Source organism: Clostridium moniliforme, from assembly GCF_017873235.1.
GTDB classification, from domain to species: domain Bacteria; phylum Bacillota; class Clostridia; order Clostridiales; family Clostridiaceae; genus Clostridium; species Clostridium moniliforme.
This window is the reverse complement of record NZ_JAGGJZ010000001.1, coordinates 159243-183917: the sequence shown is the minus strand read 5'-3', so window position 1 is coordinate 183917 and position 24675 is coordinate 159243. Positions and strand designations below refer to the sequence as shown.

General features: G+C 26.7%; 22 protein-coding genes. All 22 read left to right on the top strand.

The window, feature by feature from the left end; all coding sequences use genetic code 11:
- Positions 1-4: 4 nt before the first annotated feature.
- The 22 genes from mltG (at position 5) to pstC (ending at position 24674) form a co-directional block, all read left to right on the top strand.
- A complete protein-coding gene (gene mltG, locus J2Z53_RS00905) occupies positions 5-1018 on the top strand; it encodes an endolytic transglycosylase MltG (protein ID WP_209795339.1) in 1014 nt (337 codons plus the stop codon).
- Between the two features lie 14 nt (positions 1019-1032).
- Positions 1033-1677: an O-methyltransferase gene (locus J2Z53_RS00900; RefSeq protein ID WP_209795338.1), complete on the top strand. Its 645-nt coding sequence runs from the start codon at positions 1033-1035 to the stop codon at positions 1675-1677.
- A 6-nt stretch (positions 1678-1683) separates the two neighbouring features.
- On the top strand, positions 1684-2928 hold the full coding sequence (locus J2Z53_RS00895) for a peptidase U32 family protein (protein ID WP_209795337.1): 1245 nt from the start codon (positions 1684-1686) through the stop codon (positions 2926-2928).
- Between the two features lie 11 nt (positions 2929-2939).
- Positions 2940-3557, top strand: a complete 618-nt coding sequence (udk, locus tag J2Z53_RS00890; RefSeq protein WP_209795336.1) for a uridine kinase — start codon at positions 2940-2942, stop codon at positions 3555-3557.
- 76 nt (positions 3558-3633) lie between these two features.
- Positions 3634-5241, top strand: coding sequence for a penicillin-binding transpeptidase domain-containing protein (locus J2Z53_RS00885; protein ID WP_209795335.1), 1608 nt, complete (start codon positions 3634-3636; stop codon positions 5239-5241).
- A gap of 117 nt (positions 5242-5358) precedes the next feature.
- Complete coding sequence (gene sigK, locus J2Z53_RS00880) at positions 5359-6060, top strand: RNA polymerase sporulation sigma factor SigK (protein WP_209795814.1); 702 nt, start codon at positions 5359-5361, stop codon at positions 6058-6060.
- An 86-nt stretch (positions 6061-6146) separates the two neighbouring features.
- Entirely contained in the window at positions 6147-7205 is a 1059-nt protein-coding gene (locus tag J2Z53_RS00875; RefSeq protein WP_209795334.1) for a type IV pilus twitching motility protein PilT, read from the top strand.
- Between the two features lie 125 nt (positions 7206-7330).
- On the top strand, positions 7331-8614 hold the full coding sequence (locus J2Z53_RS00870) for a cell division FtsA domain-containing protein (protein WP_209795333.1): 1284 nt from the start codon (positions 7331-7333) through the stop codon (positions 8612-8614).
- Between the two features lie 13 nt (positions 8615-8627).
- The gene (ftsZ, locus tag J2Z53_RS00865) at positions 8628-9782 is read left to right on the top strand and encodes a cell division protein FtsZ (protein WP_209795332.1); all 1155 of its coding nucleotides are present in this window, start codon (positions 8628-8630) and stop codon (positions 9780-9782) included.
- Between the two features lie 189 nt (positions 9783-9971).
- On the top strand, positions 9972-12650 hold the full coding sequence (locus J2Z53_RS00860) for an SH3 domain-containing protein (protein WP_209795331.1): 2679 nt from the start codon (positions 9972-9974) through the stop codon (positions 12648-12650).
- Between the two features lie 257 nt (positions 12651-12907).
- Positions 12908-13711 (top strand): sigma-E processing peptidase SpoIIGA, encoded by an 804-nt coding sequence (locus J2Z53_RS00855; protein WP_209795330.1) that lies wholly within the window; start codon positions 12908-12910, stop codon positions 13709-13711.
- Between the two features lie 10 nt (positions 13712-13721).
- Complete coding sequence (sigE, locus tag J2Z53_RS00850; protein WP_209795329.1) at positions 13722-14429, top strand: RNA polymerase sporulation sigma factor SigE; 708 nt, start codon at positions 13722-13724, stop codon at positions 14427-14429.
- A gap of 78 nt (positions 14430-14507) precedes the next feature.
- A complete protein-coding gene (gene sigG / locus J2Z53_RS00845) occupies positions 14508-15281 on the top strand; it encodes an RNA polymerase sporulation sigma factor SigG (protein ID WP_209795328.1) in 774 nt (257 codons plus the stop codon).
- 96 nt (positions 15282-15377) lie between these two features.
- Entirely contained in the window at positions 15378-15641 is a 264-nt protein-coding gene (locus tag J2Z53_RS00840; RefSeq protein ID WP_209795327.1) for a YlmC/YmxH family sporulation protein, read from the top strand.
- Between the two features lie 91 nt (positions 15642-15732).
- Complete coding sequence (gene nrdR, locus J2Z53_RS00835; RefSeq protein WP_209795326.1) at positions 15733-16182, top strand: transcriptional regulator NrdR; 450 nt, start codon at positions 15733-15735, stop codon at positions 16180-16182.
- 131 nt (positions 16183-16313) lie between these two features.
- Positions 16314-17048 carry a peptidoglycan editing factor PgeF gene (gene pgeF, locus J2Z53_RS00830; RefSeq protein WP_209795325.1) on the top strand — a complete coding sequence of 245 codons (735 nt, stop codon included), beginning with the start codon at positions 16314-16316 and terminating at the stop codon, positions 17046-17048.
- 13 nt (positions 17049-17061) lie between these two features.
- On the top strand, positions 17062-17760 hold the full coding sequence (locus tag J2Z53_RS00825; RefSeq protein ID WP_209795324.1) for a response regulator transcription factor: 699 nt from the start codon (positions 17062-17064) through the stop codon (positions 17758-17760).
- Positions 17761-17765: 5 nt separating this feature from the next.
- Positions 17766-19445 (top strand): sensor histidine kinase, encoded by a 1680-nt coding sequence (locus tag J2Z53_RS00820; RefSeq protein ID WP_209795323.1) that lies wholly within the window; start codon positions 17766-17768, stop codon positions 19443-19445.
- Between the two features lie 130 nt (positions 19446-19575).
- Complete coding sequence (locus tag J2Z53_RS00815; protein ID WP_209795322.1) at positions 19576-21156, top strand: sigma 54-interacting transcriptional regulator; 1581 nt, start codon at positions 19576-19578, stop codon at positions 21154-21156.
- A gap of 205 nt (positions 21157-21361) precedes the next feature.
- Positions 21362-22567: a methionine gamma-lyase gene (gene megL, locus J2Z53_RS00810; RefSeq protein ID WP_209795321.1), complete on the top strand. Its 1206-nt coding sequence runs from the start codon at positions 21362-21364 to the stop codon at positions 22565-22567.
- A 312-nt stretch (positions 22568-22879) separates the two neighbouring features.
- The gene (locus tag J2Z53_RS00805) at positions 22880-23755 is read left to right on the top strand and encodes a phosphate ABC transporter substrate-binding protein (RefSeq protein WP_209795320.1); all 876 of its coding nucleotides are present in this window, start codon (positions 22880-22882) and stop codon (positions 23753-23755) included.
- A 28-nt stretch (positions 23756-23783) separates the two neighbouring features.
- Complete coding sequence (gene pstC / locus J2Z53_RS00800) at positions 23784-24674, top strand: phosphate ABC transporter permease subunit PstC (protein WP_209795319.1); 891 nt, start codon at positions 23784-23786, stop codon at positions 24672-24674.
- The last annotated feature ends 1 nt before the right edge of the window (position 24675 follow it).

Below are 24675 nucleotides of genomic sequence, written 5' to 3'. Positions count from 1 at the left end.
TTTTATGAGAAATTTTAAGAAAAAGTTTTTAAGATTTTTTATAGTACTATTAATTATATTAGGTGGTATCATCTTTATGTATAGTAGAACTATAAATCATCCCTTAAAATCTAATGAAGACAGTATTGAAGTTCAAATAAATCAAGGAGAAGGCTTTTATTCATTGCTTAATGAGTTAAAAGATAAAGGCTTAATAAAAAATGAGTTTTTTATTAAAGTTTATCTAAAGCTAAATAATATTGTACCGAAGGTGGAATCAGGAACGTTTACTATAAAAACAGATGTAACATTAAGTGAATTTCTAAAAACTTTAGAAACTAAAAGTGTAACAAATGTTGTAATTCCTGAAGGATATACTGTGGTACAAATAGCAGATGTTCTTCAAAAGGACGGATTATTTTCAAAAGAACAATTTTTAAATGCAGTTAAAAATTATACGCTTCCAAGTTATATAAAAGAATCAAGTAAAAGAAAATATAAGTTAGAAGGATTTTTATTTCCAGATACCTATTCATTTGAAAAAGGAGTTACACCAGATCAAGTTATAAAGACAATGCTTGATAAATTTCAAGAAACTATGAAACAAGTTGAAGTTGAAACAGGTGTAACTATACCTAATAATAAAATTGATGAGGTAGTAACAAAGGCATCGTTAATAGAAAAAGAAGCAAGAATAGAAAAAGATAGACCTCTTATATCATCTGTTATTGATAATAGATTGAAAAAGGGTATGCCCCTTCAAATAGATGCAACTGTTATTTATGCATTAGGGAAGCATGTAGATCAAGTTTTATATAAACACTTAAAAATTGATTCACAATACAATACTTATAAGTTTAAAGGATTGCCAGTTGGACCAATTGCAAATCCAGGTAAACCATCATTAATTGCTGCAGTTAAACCAGCAAAAACAAATTATTTATATTATTTATTAATTCCTAATTCAGATGAACATAAATTTACATCAAGTGGTGTTGAATTTAATAAGTTAAGAGAAGAATATGGATATAATAAATAATATTGGAGGAATATATGAGCGGAATTACTTATGATTATATGGAAGAATATTTAAGAAAACTAATTGGAGAAAATAGTGGTAAACTTAAGGAAATGGAAAATTTTGCAAAAGAAAATGGAGTGCCTATAGTTCAAAAAGAAACAGGTAGATTTTTAGAATTTATGGTTAACATGAAAAAACCACTTAAAATTTTAGAGCTTGGTACTGCAATAGGTTATTCTTCTATACTTATGTATGAAGCCTCAAAAACAAATCCTGATATTATTACAATAGAAAGAGATGAAAAAATGATTAAACTTGCAAAAATTAATTTTGAAAAGTTTAATCTTCAAGATAAAATTAAAATCAAAGAAGGAGATTGTCTTGAAATTTTGGAAGATCTTAATGAAGAATTTGACTTAATATTTATGGATGCTGGAAAGGGGCATTATAATCATTTCCTACCACATTGTTTAAGATTATTAAAAGAAGATGGGATTATAATAGCAGATAATGTTCTATTTAGAGGTATGGTTCCTTCTCAAGAGTTAGTAAAAAGAAGGAAGATTACTATAGTAAAAAGAATGAGAACTTATTTGGATATGGTTTCAAATGATGAAAAATTAATAACCTCTGTCATTCCAATGGGAGATGGTATTGCAATTACAAAAAGGAGGTAAAAATTTATGAAAAAACCAGAAATACTTGCACCAGCAGGAAATCTAGAAAAATTAAAAATAGCAATAGACTTTGGAGCTGATGCTGTATACATAGGTGGAAGTAAATTAAATTTAAGAGCTTTTGCAGGAAACTTCACAAATGAAGAGATAGCTGAAGGTGTTAAATATTGTCATGAAAGAGGAAGAAAACTTTATGTAACAATGAATGTTTTTCCACGTAATTTTGACTTAAATGGAATAGAAGATTATATAAAAGGAATTGAAAGTTTAGGTGTTGATGCTATTATAGTTTCAGATCCTGGAATTATATCAACAGCTAGAGAAGTAGCACCAAACTTAGAAATACATTTAAGTACTCAAGCTAATACTGTAAATTGGAAATCTGCAAAGTTTTGGTATGATTTTGGAGTTAAGAGAATAGTTCTTGCTAGAGAATTAACATTTAATGAGATACATGGATTTAGAGATAATTTACCAGAAGGCTGTGAATTAGAAGGATTTGTTCATGGTTCAATGTGCATGGCTTACTCAGGAAGATGTTTAATATCTAATTATATGTTAGGAAGAGATTCTAATAAGGGTACATGTGCTAATGTTTGTAGATATAAATACTTTTTAGTTGAAGAAACAAGACCAGATGTATATTTCCCAGTAGTAGAAGATGATAAGGGAACATATATAATGAATTCAAAAGATTTATGCATGATTAAGCACATACCAGAACTAGTTAATAGTGGTATATATTCATTTAAAATAGAAGGAAGAATGAAGAGCGAATTTTATGTTGCATCAGTTGTAAAAGCTTATAGGGAAGCTGTAGATAGTTATTTTGAAGATCCAGAAAACTATAAATTTAAACAAGAGTGGATGGATATATTATTAAAGGTTAGTCATAGACCATATCATACAGGATTTTTCTTTGGAAAAACTGGAGAACAAAACTATGAAGATTCATCATACATAAGAGAATTTGATATAGTTGGTATGGTTAAAGATTATGATGAAGAAACAAAAACAGCTACTATAATGCAAAAAAATAGAGTATTCACAGGTGATAAAGTTGATGTATTAAGACCTTATACACCAAATTTTTCAATAGAAATGAGTTCAATGTATGATGTTGAAAAAGATGTTGAAACTAATGTTGCCAATAGAGCACAAATGATCTTTAAAATGAAGGTTGATACCCCATTAAAGAAGAATGATATGCTCATTAAAGGAAAACAAACTTTAGAAATTGGAGATAAATAGGAGGAAAACTGATGAAAAAACCTATACTTATTGGAATAACTGGAGGAACTGGTTCAGGAAAGAGTACAATTGCAGATGAAATTTATAATAGCTTTAATGAAGATTGTATAGCTATGATACAACAAGATGCTTATTATAAAGACCAAAGTCATCTTACAATGGAAGAAAGAGTAAAAACTAACTATGATCATCCAAGAGCTTTTGATAATGATTTATTAATTGAACATTTAAAATCTTTAATAAATGGAAAAGCTATAGAAAAACCAATATATGATTTTACTGTTCATACAAGAGCAAAGGAAAAAGTTATAGTTAATCCTAGAGATATTATAATTGTTGAAGGTATACTTATTTTAGAGGATGAAAGAATAAGAGATTTACTAGATATAAAGGTATATGTTGATACAGATGCTGATATAAGAATACTAAGAAGAATGATTAGAGATATAAATGAGAGAGGAAGAACTGTAGACTCAGTTGTAGAACAATATCTTTCAGTAGTTAGACCAATGCACATGCAGTTTACTGAACCAACAAAAAAATATGCAGATATAATTGTTCCAGAAGGTGGACACAATAAAGTAGCTATTGATATATTAGTTTCAAAAATTAAAGATATATTAAAATAAAATATATTATAAATTAGCTGAATAAAACATCTTTTCTTAGTCAAGAATCGTCTAAGAGGAGGTGTTTTTCCTTTTTATGAAAAGAATAAATTTATATAGGTGTAAGATTTTATTAGGATTATTAATTAGTATATTTTTTGCCTTGTCAGTAAGATTATATTTTTTAAATATACATCCTACAGAAAGAGTTGAGGCCAATTATAAAAATCATCAAACTGAAAGTATAAGCGATAATAGATATATGTTTTTAGACACAAATGGTAAAGATTTAATAGATTATAAAAAGACTTATGTTCTTGTAATAGATTCCAAACCCTTTAGTTTAAACAATTATGGAGAAACCCTAGAGGATTTAATGGCTTTGAACTTTATTATGAAAGGTGAAGATAATACATTTAATTATGTTGATGTAATGAAAAGTCAAGGAAAGCTTTATTATACGATATCTGAAGAAACTTATAATAAAATAAAAAAATTAAAGAATTTAAAAGGGGTTTATACTTTTATTAGAGATAATGTTGATAAAAAGGAAGCGTGGTCAGTTAATGGAATGTTATCAAATATAAATGATAAAAATATTGTAAAAGGGTCTATAGAAGAAGAAATATACAATAACATAAAATATAATGAACTTCCTAGAAAAAAATTTTATTTAGATGAGAAAAATATTTACTCAACAAGTGAACTAGATATTAATAAAAATAATAAAAACTTAAAGCTAACAATAGATAAGGAATTTGAAAATAAAATTAGAAAAGTTTTATCAAATGAAAAATATTTAAAATATGATAATATTGGCGTAATAATTATGGAAAAAGAAAGTGGTAAAATTAAATCACTGGTACAAAAGAATGAAAGTAAAGCTAACATTAATTTAGGAATTGAGGGAATTGGGTATGAGCCAGGTTCAATATATAAATTAATAACTTATGGGGCTGCGCTTGAAGAAGGTCTAGTAACACCTTATAATACTGTAAATTGTAATGGGAAGATGTGCAATGGAAGAGTCCATGGAAATATTACTATTAGTGATGGACTTACAAAGTCATGCAATGATGTTTTTGGAGCTATAGGACGGAAGGTTGGGTATGAAAAACTTATGGAATATAGTGAAAAATTAGGTTTGTTTAAAAGAGTTATTGGAATAGAAGGAGAAGGAAGAAATGAAACTAAAGGAGTTAAGCCTTTAAATGAAGATCCTACCAATAATAATAAAATGGCACTTATTCCAATTGGTCAATCAATTAATGTATCTCCAATACAGATGTTAGGGGCTATTAATACTTTTGTTAACAATGGAGTTTATGTAAAGCCTTATATATTAGAAGGAATATTAGATACTGAAGATAAAGTAATTAAAGAATATAATACTAAAAAAGAAAAATTATTTACAGAAACAACTAGCAAAATTCTTAAAAGTGGAATGCAACAAGTAGTTTTAAATGGAACTGGAAAAAGTGCCTTTGTAGATGGAGTGAATATGGGAGGAAAAACTGGATCATCATCAAGTAGTAATAACACAACTCATGGGTGGTTTGTTGGATATTTTACAATGGAGAATAAAGAATATACAATGATAGTTTTTATTCCTGACCTAGTTGAAAAGGAAAATGAAGATATAGGGGGAGGAAATACTTCAGCACCTATATTTAAAGATATTGTATTAGAATTAAAATCAAAATAAAAAATTACTATAATTAAAATATAATTTTTTTATAAAAATTTATATTTTTTATAAGTTGAAGCAAGTTTCTTATAAAAAAATCATATGATAGTATTAAGCACTATAAGGAGGATGAAAGTGTTAGTACTATCGAATTTTATTAATTTATTATGTAATACTGTATTTTTAACAGGGTATATATCTAACAATAACACTTTCCCAACACCCCTTGATGAAAAAGAAGAGGAAAAATATTTGAGAAAGTTAAAGGCTGGAGATAAGAAGGCTAAAAGTGTTTTAATCGAAAGAAATTTAAGATTAGTAGCTCATATTGTAAAGAAGTATTCTTTTCCAAATAAAGATGTTGATGAATTAATATCTATTGGAACAGTTGGGCTTATTAAAGCAATAGACTCTTTTGATGTGGATAAGGGAACAAGGCTTGCAACATATGCATCTAGATGTATAGAAAATGAAATACTAATGCTATTTAGAAACAACAAAAAACAAAAAGGGGAAGTGTATTTACAAGATCCTATAGGAATCGATAGGGAAGGAAACGAAATCTGTTTAATAGATGTTCTAAGTAGTGAGAAAGATTCAGTTTTAGAAAAGGTAGAAAATAATCTTCAGATAAAAGCATTATATAAAAAAATGGAAGAAATACTTACAGAGAGAGAACATGATATAATTATCATGAGATATGGACTTAAAGATGGGAAAAGTAAAACTCAAAGAGAAATTGCTGCAAAGCTTAATATTTCAAGATCTTATGTTTCAAGAATAGAAAAAAAGGCTTTAAAGAAATTGCAAAAAGTTTTATATGGAAAGTGTAACTAAACTTGTTCTAAATTCCTCTATAAAAATAGAGGAATTTATTCATTTATTATAGAAATAAAATTTTATAATTAATATGGAGGAAAAAGATGATTAAATTAAAAGAACTATTAGAAAAAACAATAGAATTAGATGCATCAGACTTACATTTAACTATTGGAATGCCACCAATAGTTAGAGTAAATGGTAATTTAATTCCTTTAAATAATGAAGATTTAAGTAAAGAATTAGTAAGAGAATTTGCAAAAGAAATTTTAGGAGATGAATTTGAAGAATATGTAAATATAGGAGAAATTGATGCTACTTATTCATTAAATGAAAAAGGAAGGTTTAGAGTAAATGTATTTAAAGAAAAAAATGGAGATGCAATAGCACTAAGATCAATAAAATTGAAGGTTCCAACTTTGGATGAACTTGGATATCCAGATATTATTAAAGGTTTGACTAAAAAGCAAAGGGGGCTTGTATTAGTTACAGGACCTACAGGAAGCGGTAAAAGTACAACTTTAGCAGCTATGATAAATGAAATTAATTTAACAAGAAGCAAAAATATAATTACAATAGAAGATCCAATAGAATATGTTCATAAACATAATAAGTCTATAATAAGTCAAAGAGAAATAGGAAGAGATACTAAAAGTTATGAAAATGCATTAAGAGGAATTTTAAGAGAAGATCCAGATATTATATTAATAGGTGAAATGAGAGATCTTGAAACAATAAAAATAGCTATAACTGCAGCTGAGACAGGACATTTAGTTTTTTCTACATTACATACAATAGGTGCTGCAAAGACAATAGATAGAATCATTGATGTTTTTCCAACTTATCAACAACAACAAATAAAAATTCAGCTTGCATCTGTTATACAAGGAGTAATATCACAGCAACTTATTAAAACTGAAGATGGCAAAGGAAGAGTTGCAGCTTTAGAGATAATGACTATGACTTCTGGTATACAAAATCAAATTAGAGAAGGAAAAACATATCAAATAGAATCTGCAATACAAACTGGTAGCAAATATGGTATGAAAACTATGGATATGGCTCTTGCAGAGCTTGTTAAAGAAGAAAAAATATCATACGAAAATGCAATGGAATATTGTATTGATAAAGAAGTACTAGAAAGAATGATAATATTAAGATAATCAATAATAAAATAAAGATTTTATTAAAATATTAATATTAGAAAATTTTAAAAAGGAATTTATAAATGTATGTTGAATATATAAATTGTATGAAGAAATTAATTGACAGGAGGGAGGGCTAAAAAATGCAAGAATTTTTAGTTACAGCTGTAGATATAGGAACTAAAAAAATTTCAGCTTCATGTGGAATATCATCAATTGGAAAGGAAGTTGAAATATTAGGAAGTTCTTGTGTTTATTCAGAAGGCGTTGAAAATGGACAAATAGTTGATATTTATAGGTGTCGAGAAAGATTTCTTGAAGTTTTAGATAAATTAGAAAAAAATATAAATAGAGAAATTAGAGAAATTTACATAGGTATATCATCTTCAAATATTAAACTTAAAGAAGAGAATGTTGAAGTGGATATAGATGGTGAGGTAACACCTAAACATATAAATGAAGTAAAAGCAAAATTAAAAAAAGAGATTTTTTTAAATGAAGATGAAGCAATATGTGATATTGTAATAAACCATTATAATGTAGATAATAAAAAAGTATCTAATCTATCCGAAAAATTAATTGGGAAAAAGCTTGTAGTTAATGCCACAATTATTGTATGCAAGAAAAATATAATTAAAAGGTATATCGATTTATGTATAGGTACAAGATATCAAATTAAAGGTTTTGTAGTTAACATAATGTCACTTAAAAATATATTTTTATTTAAAGAAAAGCTAGGAAATAGAGTCTTAATAGAAAGTGGGGCATCTTCTACAGAAGTTGCAATTTTAGAAGATGGAGTAGTTAAAGAAGTGTATTTTATTCCATTAGGTGGAAATAATATAACAAATGATCTTACTATTTGTGCAGATATTTCTAATGAAGTTGCTGAAAAAATTAAATGTAATTATAGTGCAACTTATAAAAGTATTTGTAATCAAAAAGATGAAGAAAGTATTTCTTTTGAGGGAAGTAAAATTAATAAGGAACTTTTTTATAAAGTTTGTGAAGCAAGAATTGAAGAAATACTTAATTATGTAAATAATAAGTTAAAAAATACTAGTAATTACAAGGATTTTTGTAGTATAATTTTATGTAGTGATTCTTTAACAAATTTTGAAAATATAAAGGAATTATCAAATAAAATTATAGGTGAAAATGTTCATATAATTACAAAAAATGAGTTTAATATGCAAAGTTTTTCAAATATTGCGTCTTTAGCTATTGTTAAAGAGGTACACGATAGGGTAGAATTAATATATGAAGATTTTACAAATGAAGTTAAAGATAATACTTTAAGATTTGAAAATTTAAATGATATAGATAAAAAGCATGAGTGTGTGCTAGGTGATACTAGTGATAAAATAGAAAAAAAGAATAAAGGCATTATAGGAAAATTAAGAAGTTTACTAGAGGATATTTTCTAAAGGAGGAATTGTTTTGTTAGATTTTGAAGTGGATATGCAAGAATTAACTAATATAAAGGTAATAGGTTGTGGAGGCGGAGGAAGTAACGCCGTAAACAGAATGATAGTTGAAGGATTAAAAAATGTAGAATTTATAGCTATAAATACTGATAAACAAGCACTTATGTTGTCACATGCTAATCAAAAAATTCAAATAGGAGAAAAGCTTACTAAAGGTCTAGGAGCTGGAGCAAACCCAGAAATTGGACAAAAGGCAGCAGAAGAAAGTAGAGAGGAAATAACAGCAGCTATTAAAGGTGCTAATATGGTATTTATAACTGCTGGTATGGGTGGTGGAACTGGAACTGGTGCTGCACCAGTTGTAGCTGAAATTGCAAAATCATTAGAAATACTTACTGTAGGTGTTGTAACTAAACCTTTCCCATTTGAAGGAAAGAGAAGAATGAGACATGCTGAAATGGGTATTGCTAAATTAAAAGAAAAAGTTGATACATTAGTAATAATACCGAATGAAAGATTATTATTTATGGCAGATAAAAAGACAACTCTTTTAGATTCTTTTAGACTAGCTGATGATGTTTTAAGACAAGGTGTTCAAGCTATTTCAGACTTAATAACTATCCCAGGAGTAGTTAATGCAGACTTTGCAGATATAAAAGCTGTTATGTTAGATAAAGGATTAGCTCATATGGGTGTTGGACATGGTAAAGGAGATAATAGAGCCTCTGATGCCGTTAAGGAAGCAATTGCATCACCATTACTTGAAACTTCAATTGAAGGAGCTACAGGCGTTATTCTTAACTTTACAGGTGGTTCAGATCTTGGAGCCTTAGAAGTATATGAAGCAGCAGATGTTGTAAGAGAAGCAGCAGATGCTGATGCAAACATAATATTTGGTGCTGTTATAGATGAAACTTTACAAGATGAGATAAGAATAACAGTTATTGCTACAGGATTTGAAGCAGATGGAATTGGAGCTCCATCAAAGGAAACTACCAAAGTTGATGTTAAACCTCAAATAAAACAAAAGGCTGAAGAAAATATAGAAACACCTAAGGAAGAGGTTGCTGCAACAACTGAAGATAAAACTGTAAGTTCAACAATTACTTACACAGAAGAAGACTTATCAATTCCTACATTCTTAAGAAGACCAAGAAGATCAAATTAAAATATATTTTAAAATAAAACCTTGAAAGTTAAATTTCAAGGTTTTATTTTTGTTCATTTAGGTTACAAAAAAATTAAGAAAATGTGAAAAAAGAAAGAATGAAGCTGTTTAATAGAATAAAAAAATATGGTAAAATTAAAAGGAATATTAATAAAATAGAAAAATAATGTAGTATATGGGGAGATATGTATGAATAAGAAGAAAATTACAACAATGTTGTTGGTTGTAGCAGCTGCTACTAGTTCATTACTCTTAGATAATACAAATGCATTTGCAGATAATCATAGTCGTAATAATAAAAATAATATTAGGTCTTTTGCAGCAGAAAGCAGTTCACATAAAGGAAAAGTAATAAATGTAGATACTAATTTAAGAGTAAGAAAAGGACCAAGTACAAGTGACAGTATTATAGGATATCTTAGAAATGGACAAATCTTTGATATATTAGGTAGAGATGGTTCATGGTATAAAATTAAATATGAAGGGAAAAGTGGATACATTCATAAAGACTACGTAAAAGAGTTGAATAATGATGTAGAAAAAGGAAAAGTAGTAAATATAACTTCAGTTTTAACTTTAAGAAAAGAAGCATCAACTAAAAGTAAGTCTATAGGATATCTTAGAAATGGACAAACTTTTGATATATTAGGTAGAGAGGGTTCATGGTATAAAATAAAAGTTGATGGAAAAGTTGGTTATGTTTACGGAGAGTATGTAAAAGTAATTAAAGAAAACAATAGTAAACCAGAAAACAAGCCAAGTAGTAAGCCAGAAAATAAATCAAGCAGTAAACCTTCAGAAAGTATAAAGACAGGAAAGGTAATAAATATAACTACTAGTTTAACAGTAAGAAAAGATTCAAGTACAAAATCAAAGGCAATAGGATACTTAAAAAATGGAGAAAAACTACAAGTAGTTTCAAAAGCAGGTTCATGGTATAAAATAAAATATAAAGGCGGCTATGGTTATGTATATGATGAGTATGTAAAAATAGTTGAAGAAAACAATAGTAAACCAGAAAACAAGCCAAGTAGTAAGCCAGAAAATAAACCAAGCAGTAAACCTTCAGAGAGTATAAAAACAGGAAAAGTAGTAAATATAACTAGTAGTTTAACAGTAAGAAAAGATTCAAGTACAAAATCAAAAGCAATAGGATACTTAAAAAATGGAGAAAAACTACAAGTAGTTTCAAAAGTAGGTTCATGGTATAAAATAAAATATAAAGGCGGCTATGGTTATGTATATGGTGAGTATGTAAAAATAGTTGAAGAAAACAATAACAAACCAGAAAACAAGCCAAGTAGTCAGCCGGAAAATAAACCAAGCAGTAAACCTTCAGAGAGTATAAAAACAGGAAAAGTAGTAAATATAACTAGTAGTTTAACAGTAAGAAAAGATTCAAGTACAAAATCAAAAGCAATAGGATACTTAAAAAATGGAGAAAAACTACAAGTAGTTTCAAAAGTAGGTTCATGGTATAAAATAAAATATAAAGGTGACTATGGTTATGTATATGGTGAGTATGTAAAAATAGTTGAAGAAAACAATAACAAACCAGAAAACAAGCCAAGTAGTAAGCCGGAAAATAAACCAAGTGAAAAACCTTCAAATAAATTCGAAGGAACAGGTAAGGTTATAAATATCACAAGTAACTTAAGAGTAAGAAAAGGACCAGGAACAAACTATGGAATAGCTGGATATATGGTAAATGGAGATACTTTTGATGTTTTAGGAAAAGAAGGATCATGGTATAAAATAAAAAAAGGAAGTTTACAAGGATATGTAAGTGAAGATTATGTAAAATTTTATTCAAAGGATGAAAAACCTAATAACAAGCCTGATAGTAAACCAAATGTAAAACCAGAATCAACAAAAAAATATGGAAGAGTTAATGTAAGTAGTGAACTTAGAATTAGAGAAAAGCCAAGTACAAATTCTAAGATAATAGGTAACTTAAGAAATGGAGAAATAGTTGAAATATTAGGAGAAGAAAATGGCTTTTATAAAATAAAAGATGCTGGAATAACAGGATATTCATCAAAAGAATATATAAAAAAGGTTTCAGAAGGTGACATAAATAATAATATTACTCCTGATAATGGAACTAGCATTCATACAAATTATCATATGTCAATGAGTTCTTATATAAAGTTACAACAAAAAAGGGTTTCTTCATATAGTTATGATTACTTTGAAAAATATATTAATCCTAATAAAGCAAGTAATATAGAACAATTTTTAAGATTAGATGAATTTAGAAATGTTAGTGTAAGTAAATTAAATAGTTATTTAAGTAATTCTGGTATTTTAGCTGGACATGCTAAAGGATTTGTTGATGCTTGTAAAAAGTTTGACATAGATCCAATATATTTTATTGCACAATCAATTCATGAAACAGGTCATGGAAAAAGCAAACTAGCTATGGGTGTTAAAATAACTGAAATAGCAAATCCAAATAAAGAAATAAAAAACAGTAAAGGTGAATTAATTGGTTATGAAATGATAAAATTAGATAAACCTGTAACAGTATATAATTTATTTGGAATAGGTGCTTATGATAATTCAAAAGCTTTCCCTAATAGGGCGCTAATACTTGGAACAACATATGCTTATACTCATGGTTGGACAAGTGTTGATAAGGCAATAGAAGGAGCTGCAAAATTTGTATCAGATAATTATATAAATAGTTCAACTTATAAGCAAAATACACTTTATAAAATGAGATTTATTCCTAATGTTGATTTAATTTGGCATCAATATGCTACAACTCCATGGTATGCTAAAGAAATAGGAGATTTAATGCATGGAATGAGAGGTATGTATTCTGGAAAAAATGATTTCGTTTATGATATGCCTAAATTTAATTAGAAAATAAAAAAAGTTTAATATTAAAGACTTGTATTAATAAACTAAAATAGTTTATTAAATATGAGTCTTTTTTTTATGCAAAAAAACTTAAAAGATGAATTATAAATTTAAATATCAATAAAAAGTAATAAAAAAATAAAAACATATTTTAGTGTAATTAAATGTAAAAAAAATTAGTATAAAACTATGATTTATAACAATTAATATGACAAAATTTTAAAGAATATAGTTATATAATTTTCTTAGGGGGTATGAGTGTGAATATATATGTAGATGTTTTAATAATTGAAAATTTGGTAGTTAATTTATTTTTATTAATAATATCATATAAAGTAATTAGAGAAAGATATTCTTTTAAAAAATGTATATTCTCAGCATTTATAGGGGCTCTATATACTTTAACTATGATTTTTAATGAATTAAATTTTTTATCTAATAATGTATTTCAAATTATAGTTTCATTAATTTTAGTTTATATTCCAATTCATAATAAAAAAATAAGTAATGTTTTAAAAAGTTGGCTTATGTTTATATCTGCATCTTTTTTATTAAGTGGAATTTGTTTTAAATTTGCTATATTAACTAAAGAATATTCAATTAAAAATGGAATCGTTATAAATAATTTCAATATTAAATATTTAATTTTATCAGCGGGAATTATTTTTATTTTTCTAGAAAGAACTACAAGTTATATTAGAGAAAAAAATATTATAAGAGATTTTTTTTATGATATTGAAATAAGATTTAAAGGTACAGAAATATCAGTAAAAGGATTTTTAGATTCTGGTAATGAGTTAAGAGAACCAATTACTAATTTACCTTGTATTTTAGTGGAAGAGGCTTATTTAAAGGAGTTAGATATTAATAGTGAGGGTGCACTTTATATTCCATATAGTGCTATTGGATATAATGGTAGCTTAAAAGGATTTAAGGTTAATAATATTAAGCTTAGGAAAAGTGGAGAATTATTTAGAGAAATAGATGCAATATTATGTCCTTGTAAAGATACTTTAAGTAGGGACAATGAATTTAATGCATTATTATCAAGAGGGGTAATATAAGGAGGATTTTATGGGAAGTATACAAATTTTATTAAACAGAATATTAGAAAAATTAGGGCTATTTAGGAAAAAACTTCATTATGTAGGAGGAAACGATGCACTTCCACCTCCATTATCTAAAGATGAGGAAGAAGAATTAGTAAATAAGTTGAAAGATAAAGATGAAAGTGTAAGAAGCATATTAATAGAAAGAAATTTAAGATTAGTTGTTTATATAGCAAGAAAATTTGAGAATACTGGAGTATACGTTGAGGATTTAATTTCAGTTGGAACAATAGGGCTAATAAAAGCTGTAAATACATTCAATCCTGAGAAAAAAATAAAACTTGCAACTTATGCATCAAGATGTATTGAAAATGAAATACTTATGTATTTAAGAAGAAATAATAAAATTAAAGCAGAAATATCATTTTATGAACCTTTAAATATAGATTGGGATGGGAATGAGTTGCTTTTATCTGATATATTAGGAACAGAAAATGATGAAGTTTACAACTTAATTGAAGATGAAGTAGACAAGCAATTATTATTTATTGCATTAAAAAATTTAAATGAAAGAGAAAAGGAAATTGTAAAATTAAGATTTGGATTAAATGGGAAAAACGAAAAGACACAAAAGGAAGTAGCTGACATATTAGGAATATCTCAATCTTATATATCAAGATTAGAAAAAAAAATAATAAATAGACTTAAGAAAGAAATAAGTAAAATGGTTTAGGTTGTCTTTAGTATAAAACTTTTCTTATAAGGAAATACTTCTTATTGTGATGACATAACTTCTAAGGAGCTGATGATTTTGATCATTAATAAAGTTGAAATATGTGGAGTAAACACTGCAAAACTTCCTATACTTAAGGAAAAGGAGAAAAGAGAACTTTTATTAAAGATGCAATCTGGAGATAGCGGTGCAAGGGAAACCTTTATAAAAGGTAATTTAAGATTAGTTTTAAGTGTAATTCAAAGATTTAATAATAGAGGCGAAAACGTAGATGATTTATTTCAAGTTGGGTGTATTGGACTTATGAAAGCTATAGATAATTTTGATTTATCTCAAAATGTTAAGTTTTCAACCTATGCAGTTCCAATGATAATAGGAGAAATAAGGAGATATTTAAGAGATAACAATTCAATAAGAGTTAGTAGATCTTTAAGAGACATAGCTTATAAAGCATTATTAGTAAGAGATAAATTAGTTAAAAATAATAATAAAGAGCCAAATATTTCTCAAATAGCAAAGGAATTAGAACTTCCTAGGGAAGATGTTGTTTTTGCATTAGATGCAATTCAGGATCCAGTTTCTTTATTTGAGCCTATATATCATGATGGTGGAGATGCAATATATGTTATGGATCAAATTAGCGATTCAAAAAATACTGATGAGAATTGGCTAGAGAATATATCAATAAATGAAGCTATGAAAAGATTAACAGATAGAGAAAAATTAATATTAAATCTTAGGTTTTTTAAAGGAAGAACACAAATGGAAGTAGCAGATGAAATTGGGATATCACAGGCACAAGTATCTAGATTAGAAAAGACAGCACTTAAACACATGAGAAAGTATGTATAGAAAAAGAACTCCTAGAGAGTTCTTTTTCTATACATAAATATTAATAAATAAATATATTTTAGAATATAAATTAAAATATAGAAGGGAGAGGTATGTATGGAAGAGAGTTTACATTCAATTAATTCAATGAGAAATATGGAGATAATAGATATAAATACAGGAAGGAAATTAGGATTTATAGCTGATATTAAACTTGATTGTGAAGAAGATAAAGTTGAATCTTTAATAATTCCAGGAGAAGTAAAGAGTTGGTTTGGAAAAGGAGAAGAAATAGAAATTCCATGGAAAAATATAGAGAAAATTGGAGTAGATGTTATATTAGTTTCATTAGACGATGTTAATATAATTACCGGAAAGTAGAATATTTATAATAATATCTAGTCAGGAATGTAAAAAATATGTATAATAACCATATAGGATAAGGTAATGTACAGAAAGGTGGGAATGCTTTATGAAATGCCCTTTTTGTTCTTTTCAAGAAAGTAAAGTAGTTGATTCAAGATCAACAGATGATAATACTACAATAAGAAGAAGAAGAGAATGTTTAAATTGTAATAAGAGATATACAACATATGAAAAGGTAGAAGATATTCCAATATTAGTCATAAAAAAGGATTCAACTAGAGAAAATTTTAACAAAGAGAAGATTGTAAATGGTTTAATTATAGCTTGTCAAAAAAGACCTATTTCTAGAAAGCAAATAGAAGATATTGCTGAGGATATAGAAAAGACTATATCAAATAAAATGATGACAGAAGTTCAATCTAATTACATAGGAGAAATGGTAATGGAAAGACTAAAAGAAATTGATGAAGTTTCATATGTAAGATTTGCATCTGTTTACAGACAATTTAAAGATATTAATACCTTTATGGAGGAAATAAATAGATTAATGAAATAATAATAGGCATTTTAATTCTAATGAAAAGAATTAAAATGCTTTTTAAGTTAAAGTTAAGTAAAAAACTATTTGTTTAATAGATAATATATGTATTAAATGTTAAAATAATATTAAAAGATAGGGAGGATATTATGAATATTATCAATATAGAAGATTTTAATGAAAAAAGAGATTTTTTAGTTTTAGATAAAAATAAATCAAAAATAGTTTTTTCAACAGCAAAAGAAAATAGAAGTTTTAATAGATATACAGAAGATGGAATTAAAGCATTAAATAGTATAAAAGAAGATTTCTTAGTAGATGAAGTAATTTACTTAAATCAAATTCATTCAGATAAAGTTTTAGAATATGATGGAGAAGAAAATTTTATTGAAAATGATGGGGATGGAATAATAACAAATAAAAGAAATGTTGCAATAGGAGTATTTACTGCTGATTGTGTTCCAGTAATTATTGTAAATGAAGAAAGTGGAGTAATAGGTGCAGTTCATAGTGGATGGAAAGGTACTTTTAATTCAATTACAAAAAAAGCTTTAGAAAAAATGAGAGATTTATATGGAGTTAATCATGAAAATACAAAAGTTTATATAGGAGCTCATATAAGAAAATGTTGTTATGAGGTATCTGAAGAACTAAAAGAAAAGTTTTTAAAGGAAAAAGATATAGATAAAAATATATTATTTAAAGGAAGAAATTTAAATTTAGAAATTTGTATTGAAAAAGATGCAATAGATAGTGGAATTTTAGACAGCAACATTTATAAATTAGACCTATGTACTTATTGTGAAGAAAAAATAAAGCTTCATTCATATAGAAAGTCATCAGGGTCTTATGGAAGATTATTTTCATTTGTAATATTAAAATAAAGGGGGTAATATTTTGGCAAAAGATAAAATTTTAATAGTTGATGATGAGGAACATATATTAGAATTGATAAAATTTAATGTTAAAAATGCAGGATATGAAGTTGTTACAGCAAATAATGGAATAGATGCCTTAAAAATTGCAAAAGAAGAAAAGCCAGCATTAGTTTTATTAGATTTAATGATTCCTGGAATGGATGGTTTCGATGTATGTAAGGAAATAAAAAAAGATAAAGAAACTAGTAATACTGCCATAATAATGCTTACAGCAAAGGGAGAAGAACTTGACAAAATATTAGGTCTAGAACTTGGAGCAGATGATTATATAACAAAACCTTTTTCAATTAGAGAACTTTTAGCAAGAATTAAAGCAGTTCTTAGAAGAAGTTCAATTTTAAAGGTGGACAAAGAAGAACTTTATTATGAAAATGGAAGATTCAAAATAGATTTTGAAAGACATGAAGTTTTAATTAATAATAAAAAAATTGATGTTACTTTAAAGGAATTTGAACTTTTAGGAATATTAATTAGAAATAGAGGAAAAATATTAAGAAGAGAAATTTTATTAGATAAAATTTGGGGATATGAATATATTGGAGAAACTAGAACTGTAGATGTTCATATAAGATATTTAAGAAAGAAAATAGAAGAAGATGATAAGAATCCAAAGCTTATTGAAACTATAAGAGGAGTAGGATATAGATTTAACGGGTAAATGTTATGAAAAAGAAAATTATAACTTCAGTAATAATTACAGTAATATTTGCCCTTGTAATAATAACATCTTCTTTTATGGCATTATCAAGTATGCAAGAAATCCAAAACACAAGAAATATATTAAAAAATTACAATGAAATAGTTGCAAATTGGAAAAGTATAAGCAAAGAAGATTTAAATAAGCTTAAGATAAATAATACAAACATAAGATTTAGCATAATAAATAAACATGGAAAAGTAATATTTGATTCTCTAGAAGAAGGTGATTATAAAAATCATAATGAAAGGGAAGAAATAAAAAAGGCTAAAATAAAAGGTATTGGATATGCAGATAGGTATAGTAACACCCTAAATACTGATATGATTTATTGTGCAACAAAATTTAAAGATGGCACAATAATAAGAAGTGGTGTACCAGAATCTACAATAAAAATATTTTATGAAGGAAATATGAAATATTACATAGTTGCAAGTATTATGGTTTTAATTTTTTCAATAGCTTTAGCTTTTAAACTTGTAAGAATAATAGTAGATCCAGTTAAACATTTAGAAAGTGTTACATCGAAAATAGCTAATGGAAATCTTCAAACTAGAGTTAATATTTCATCTAATGATGAACTTGGTCAGCTTGGGAAAACCTTTAATAATATGGCAGATCAGCTTCAAAGCAAAATAAATGAAGTTTTAGATAAACAAAGTGGTTTGGAATCTATTTTAAATTGTATGCAAAGTGGAGTAATTGCTGTAGATAATGATAATAGAATAATTACAATTAATCCTTATGCACAGATTATATTTGGCATAAATTTTGATGTAACAGGAAAATATTTAATTGATTGTATTAAAGAAAAAAATATAAAAAATATTTTACAAGATGAAAGCGACAAGGAAGTTGAAGTTAAAATTAAAAATCCAGTTGAAAGATTTTTAAAAATAAAAAGAGCATATATAATTAAGGGATATAAAAGAATTGGTCGTGTCATTGCTATTCAGGATATAACAGAAATGAAAAGATTAGAAAATATAAGAACTCAATTTGTTGCGAATGTTTCACACGAACTTAAAACCCCTCTTACATCAATTAAAGGATTTGCTGAGACTTTGAGGTATGTTGATGATGAGAAAACTAAATTGAAGTTTTTAGATATAATAGATAAAGAATCTGTTAGACTTACAAGGCTTATAAATGACATATTAGTTTTATCTAATTTAGAAAGTTCTGTAGTTGAAGAAATGGAAGAATTTTTACCAGATGATATAATTGATGATGTAGTTAATATACTAAATGATCAGGCAATAAAAAAAGATATTAAAATATATTTTCATAAAGAAAATGCAAACTATATATTAGGACAAAAAGATAAATTTTTTCAAGTTGCTATTAATATAATAGAAAATGCCATAAAATATTCAAATGAAGGTTCAATTGTTAATGTTAGAAGTTATTCTTTTAATGGTTATTATACATTTGAAGTTGAAGATAATGGAATAGGAATACCGGATGAAGATATACCAAGAATATTCGAAAGATTCTATAGAGTAGATAAAGCAAGAAAGAGTGGCGGTACAGGTTTAGGTCTTGCAATAGTTAAGCATATAGTTAAAAGTTTTGGAGGAACAATAAAAGTTTATTCTAAATTAAATGAAGGAACAAAATTTGTTTTGAAAATTAAATATAGATAGATTTATTAAATTTAATTAAAAGTGTTAGAAAAATATAGTTTTTTTCTAACACTTTTTACATTTTTATTAGAAAAATTTGTATTATAATAAAAGTAATATTACTAAATAATATTTAGCAAAGGAGAACATTATGAAAAAGTATATTAGATTTGAAATTGTAACAGAAGACAGACTTGGTATAACTTTAGATATATTAAAGCAATTTTATAAATTTGATATAGATATTATTGCACTAGAAGTATTTTCTGAAAAGGTTTTTGTAAAAATGAAGGAGTTATATAGGAGTAAAATTAATTTTTTAATTAATGAGCTATTTAAAATAAAAGGAATAAAAAAGGTAAGCACTATTGAACTATTAGAATATGAAAAAAATGAAAAAAAACTTCTTGCAATTATTGATGCTATAGATGATGGAATAATGTATATTAATAGAAATTCAGAAATTGAAATATTTAATCGCTATTGTGAAGATGTATTTAATATAAAAAAAGAAGATGTATTGGGAGAAAATTTAAATAAAGTAATAAAAGATAAATCAATTATAAAATTACTTAATAATGGTGGTAGATATTATAACATAGAAATGAAATTAAAAAATAATAAAGAAGATAATAGGTATTTAATTGCAGGAGTACCAATAAAAGATGATAGTAACAAAACTATTGGAGCAGTAGCTTCAATAAGAGATTTTAAAAAGGCAATGGAGATTGTAGATGTTGTTTCAGATTCAGATAATGGAGTATTTAAAGATATTATTGGAAGTAGTCCAAGTATGGAAAGAGTAAAGGAAATAATTAAAGCTGTATCTAAAAATAATTCTACAATAATGTTAAGAGGGGAGAGTGGAACAGGAAAAGAGCTATTTGCAAAGGCAATTCATAAGTTTAGTGATAGAAAAAATAAAAAGTTTGTTCCTATAAACTGTGCTGCAATTCCTAGTAATTTAATTGAAAGTGAACTGTTTGGTTATGAAAAGGGGAGCTTTACAGGAGCAATTAAAAGTAAAGATGGTCTTTTTAAAGAAGCAGATGGAGGTACTTTATTTTTAGATGAAATTGGTGAACTTCCATTACTTATGCAAGCAAAAATATTAAGAGTTTTACAGGAAGGTGTTGTAAGAAGAATAGGAAGCAATATAGAAGAAAAAGTTGATGTTAGAATTGTTTGTGCAACAAATAGGAATTTAGAAGACATGGTGAAGGAGGGGGAATTTAGAGAAGATTTATATTATAGATTAAATGTAATACCTATATTTATTCCACCATTAAGAGAACATATAGAAGATATTCCTAATTTAGTTACATTTTTTATAAATAAATTAAATAAAAAGTTAAACAAACATATTCTAGGTGCTGACATTGAATTTATAAATAAACTTTTGGCATACACTTGGCCTGGTAATATTAGAGAATTAGAAAATATAATAGAAAGAAGTATGAATTTATGTAATGAAGATTTTTTAAAGGAAGAACATTTTATAATACATTTTAATAAGAATTTAAATAAAGAAAACAGCAATAATTTAATGGAATTTAAAAAAATTGATGATAACTTAAAATTAAAGAATATAATTGAGGTTTATGAAAAAGAAGCAATTATAAGAGCTTTAAAGAAAAATAAAACTTTTAGGAAAACAGCAATTGCCCTTGGAGTATCTCATACTACTGTAATTAATAAAGTTAAAAAATATTGTATAGAGTGGAAAGAATAATTTACACTCGTAAATTATTTTTACACAAAAAACTAATATAATGGATAAAAAATTTTACATATTAAAAATTTTTAAGAATAAAATCCTTGCTAGATAAAGTTTTCATAAACTGTGAAATAATTGGCATAATAAATGCTAAGTATATAAGTGAGAAATTAGATTAAAAAATTAATGTAATTAAAAAAATCTAAGGGGGATTAAGTTTATGAGTAAAGATTGTATGAAGAACAAAGGATTTGGAACAAAAACTATCCACGGAGGACATAAGAAAGATGGTCTATACGGAGCACTTTCAACACCAATATGTCAAACATCAACCTTTATATTTGATTCAGCAGAACAAGGGGGAAGAAGATTTGCTGGTGAAGAAACAGGATATATTTATTCAAGATTAGGAAATCCAACAGTTGCAGAGTTAGAAGAAAAGGTAGCTTTATTAGAAGGTGGAGAAGCTGCAGCTGCAACAGCTTCAGGAATGGGAGCTATATCATCAGCATTATGGACAGCTTTAAAGGCAGGAGATCATATAGTTGCATCAGACACTCTTTATGGTTGTACATTTGCATTATTAAATCATGGAATTACAAAATTTGGAGTAGATGTAACTTTTGTAGATATTAGTAATGAAGAAGAAGTTAAAAAAGCTATTAGACCAAATACTAGAGTAGTTTATTTAGAAACACCTGCAAACCCAACTTTAAAAGTAACAGATATTGAAAAAATATCAAAGATTGCTCATAAAGTAAAAGACTGTTTGGTTTTTGTAGATAATACATTCTGTACTCCATTTATTCAAAGACCTTTAGAACATGGAGCAGATGTAGTAGTTCATTCAGCAACTAAATACATAAATGGACATGGAGATGTTGTTGCTGGATTTGTAGTAGGAAAAGAAGATTTTATAAACAATGTTAAACTACAAGGAATAAAAGATATGACAGGCTCAGTTATGAGTGCATTCGATGCTTTCTTAATTATAAGAGGAATGAAAACATTAGAAGTTAGAATGAAGAAACATTGTGAAAATGCAATGCAAGTAGCTGAATTCTTAGAAAGTCATCCAATGGTAGAAAAAGTTTATTATCCAGGACTTAAGAGTTTTGAATATCATGACTTAGCTAAGAAACAAATGGATTTACCAGGTGCTATGATATCTTTTGAAGTAAAGGGTGGAGTAGATGGAGGAAAAACAGTAATGAATAATGTTAAACTTGCAACACTTGCTGTAAGTTTAGGAGATACTGAAACATTAATTCAACATCCAGCATCAATGACTCACTCACCATATACAAAAGAAGAAAGAGAAGCAGCTGGAATTAGTGATGGATTAATAAGATTATCAGTTGGTCTTGAAACTGCTGAAGATATAATCTCTGACTTAAAACAAGCTTTAGATTTAATTGAAAAATAGAATTTTTATATAAGTTAGTAAGTATTCCTAAAAGTATAAAATAAAATGAACATAGGTTGATTATTTAAAGGAAACTATTTTTAAAGATAATTAAATTTATTTTTAATGATAGTTTCTTTTTTTATATTAAATTATTAAAAAATATTTTATTAAAATAATAGTAAAAAGTAGTTATTTTAATAAAAGTGTTAAATTTATTTAACTAAATCTATTCATTATTTAACTTTTGAATAATAATGTTTTAACTTTCAAAAGATAATATAAAGATGTGGATAACAAATTCATTAAATTATTTTATGGAGGAGATTAAAAATGAAAAATAAAAATCTTAAAATTCTTGTAGCCACATTATTAATAAGTGCAATGGGAGGATTATTAGTAGGTTGTGGAGGTAAAGAAGCTTCTAAACAAGGTGGAGAAACAATTACAATAAGTGGCTCTTCAGCTCTTTTACCATTAATGGAACAATCAATAGAAAAATTTAATGAAGTAAAGCCAGGAAATACAATTAATGCACAAGCAGGTGGCTCTGGTACAGGATTAACTCAAGTATTAGAAGGATCGGTAAATATTGGAAATTCAGATGTATTTGCAGAAGAAAAATTATCAAAAGATGATGCAAAGAAATTAGTAGATCATAAAATTGTAGCACAAGGTTTTGGAGTTGTTGTCAATAAAGAAACAGAAGTAAAAAGTTTAACTAAAAAACAAATTCAAAATATATTTTCAGGAAAAATAAAAAATTGGAAAGAAGTTGGAGGAAAGGATATGGAAATATTAGTTATTCATAGACCAGCTTCTTCAGGAACAAGAGCAACATTTATTGAGAAAGTTTTAGATGGTAACAAAAAATTAGAAAATGATTCAATAGGTGCTCTTCAAGATAGTAATGGAGCAGTTATAAATGCTATGAAACAAAATAAAGGTTCAATAAGCTATATAGCTCTTTCTTATATGAATAATAAGGAGGCTAAGAATACATTAGATTTAGTAAAAATAAATGGAGTTACTCCTAATTTGGAAAATATAAAAAATGGTAAATATGATTTTTGGTCATGGGGACATATGTATACTAAAGGTGAAGCAACAGGTCTTTCAAAAGAATTTATTGATTTTGTAGGAAGTAAAGAAAATATGGATAGTATTAATAATCTTGGATTAATTCCTGGAAATGAAATAAAAAAATAACTATGAAATATAGATAGGAATGATAAATGTGAAAAAAAGAAGTTTTAAAGAAAGGTTTTTTAATGAACATTTAGGAAAAATATTTTCAAACTTCTGTGGAATTTTAATAATATTAATTACAGTACTTATAATAATATTTATAGGTTCAAAGGGGATACAAATATTTACTAAAGGGGAGTATGGGTTAACACAGTTTTTATTTACAAATAATTGGAATCCAACAGGGAATCCTAAAAGTTTTGGTGCTCTTGCATTTATATTAGGTTCAACATTAGTGTCTTTAGGCGCAGTTATTTTAAGTGCTCCAGTTGCAATTGCTTTAGGTGTATTTGTTAATGTTATTTCTAAAGGCTTTGGAGAAAAGATAATTAAACCATCCCTTGAAATATTAGTTGGAATACCATCTGTAGTATATGGATGGGTTGGAGTTTCAGTTTTAGTTCCATTTTTAAAGGATAACTTTGGAGGCATGGGATTTTCACTTTTGGCAGGAATATTAGTTTTATCTCTTATGATTCTTCCAACTATAGCAACTCTTTCAATAGATGCAATTAAAGGAATACCAAGGGAGCATATTGAGGCTTCCTATGGACTTGGGGCAACGAGATGGCAAACAATTAAAAATGTAATAACGCCTGGAGCAAAATCTGGAATACTTACAGGAGTTGTACTTGGAATAGCAAGGGCTTTTGGAGAAGCTCTTGCAGTTCAAATGGTAATTGGAAATGCTATAAAAATTCCAAATAGTTTAACATCATCTGCTGCTACTTTAACTAGTATACTAACAATGGATATGGCAAATACAGTAAGTGGATCAGCTTGGAATGATGCCTTATGGACATTAGCTTTAATATTATTAGTAATATCATTTATTTTTATATTAATAATTAGAAGAATTGAAAAAGGAGGAGTTAATTAAA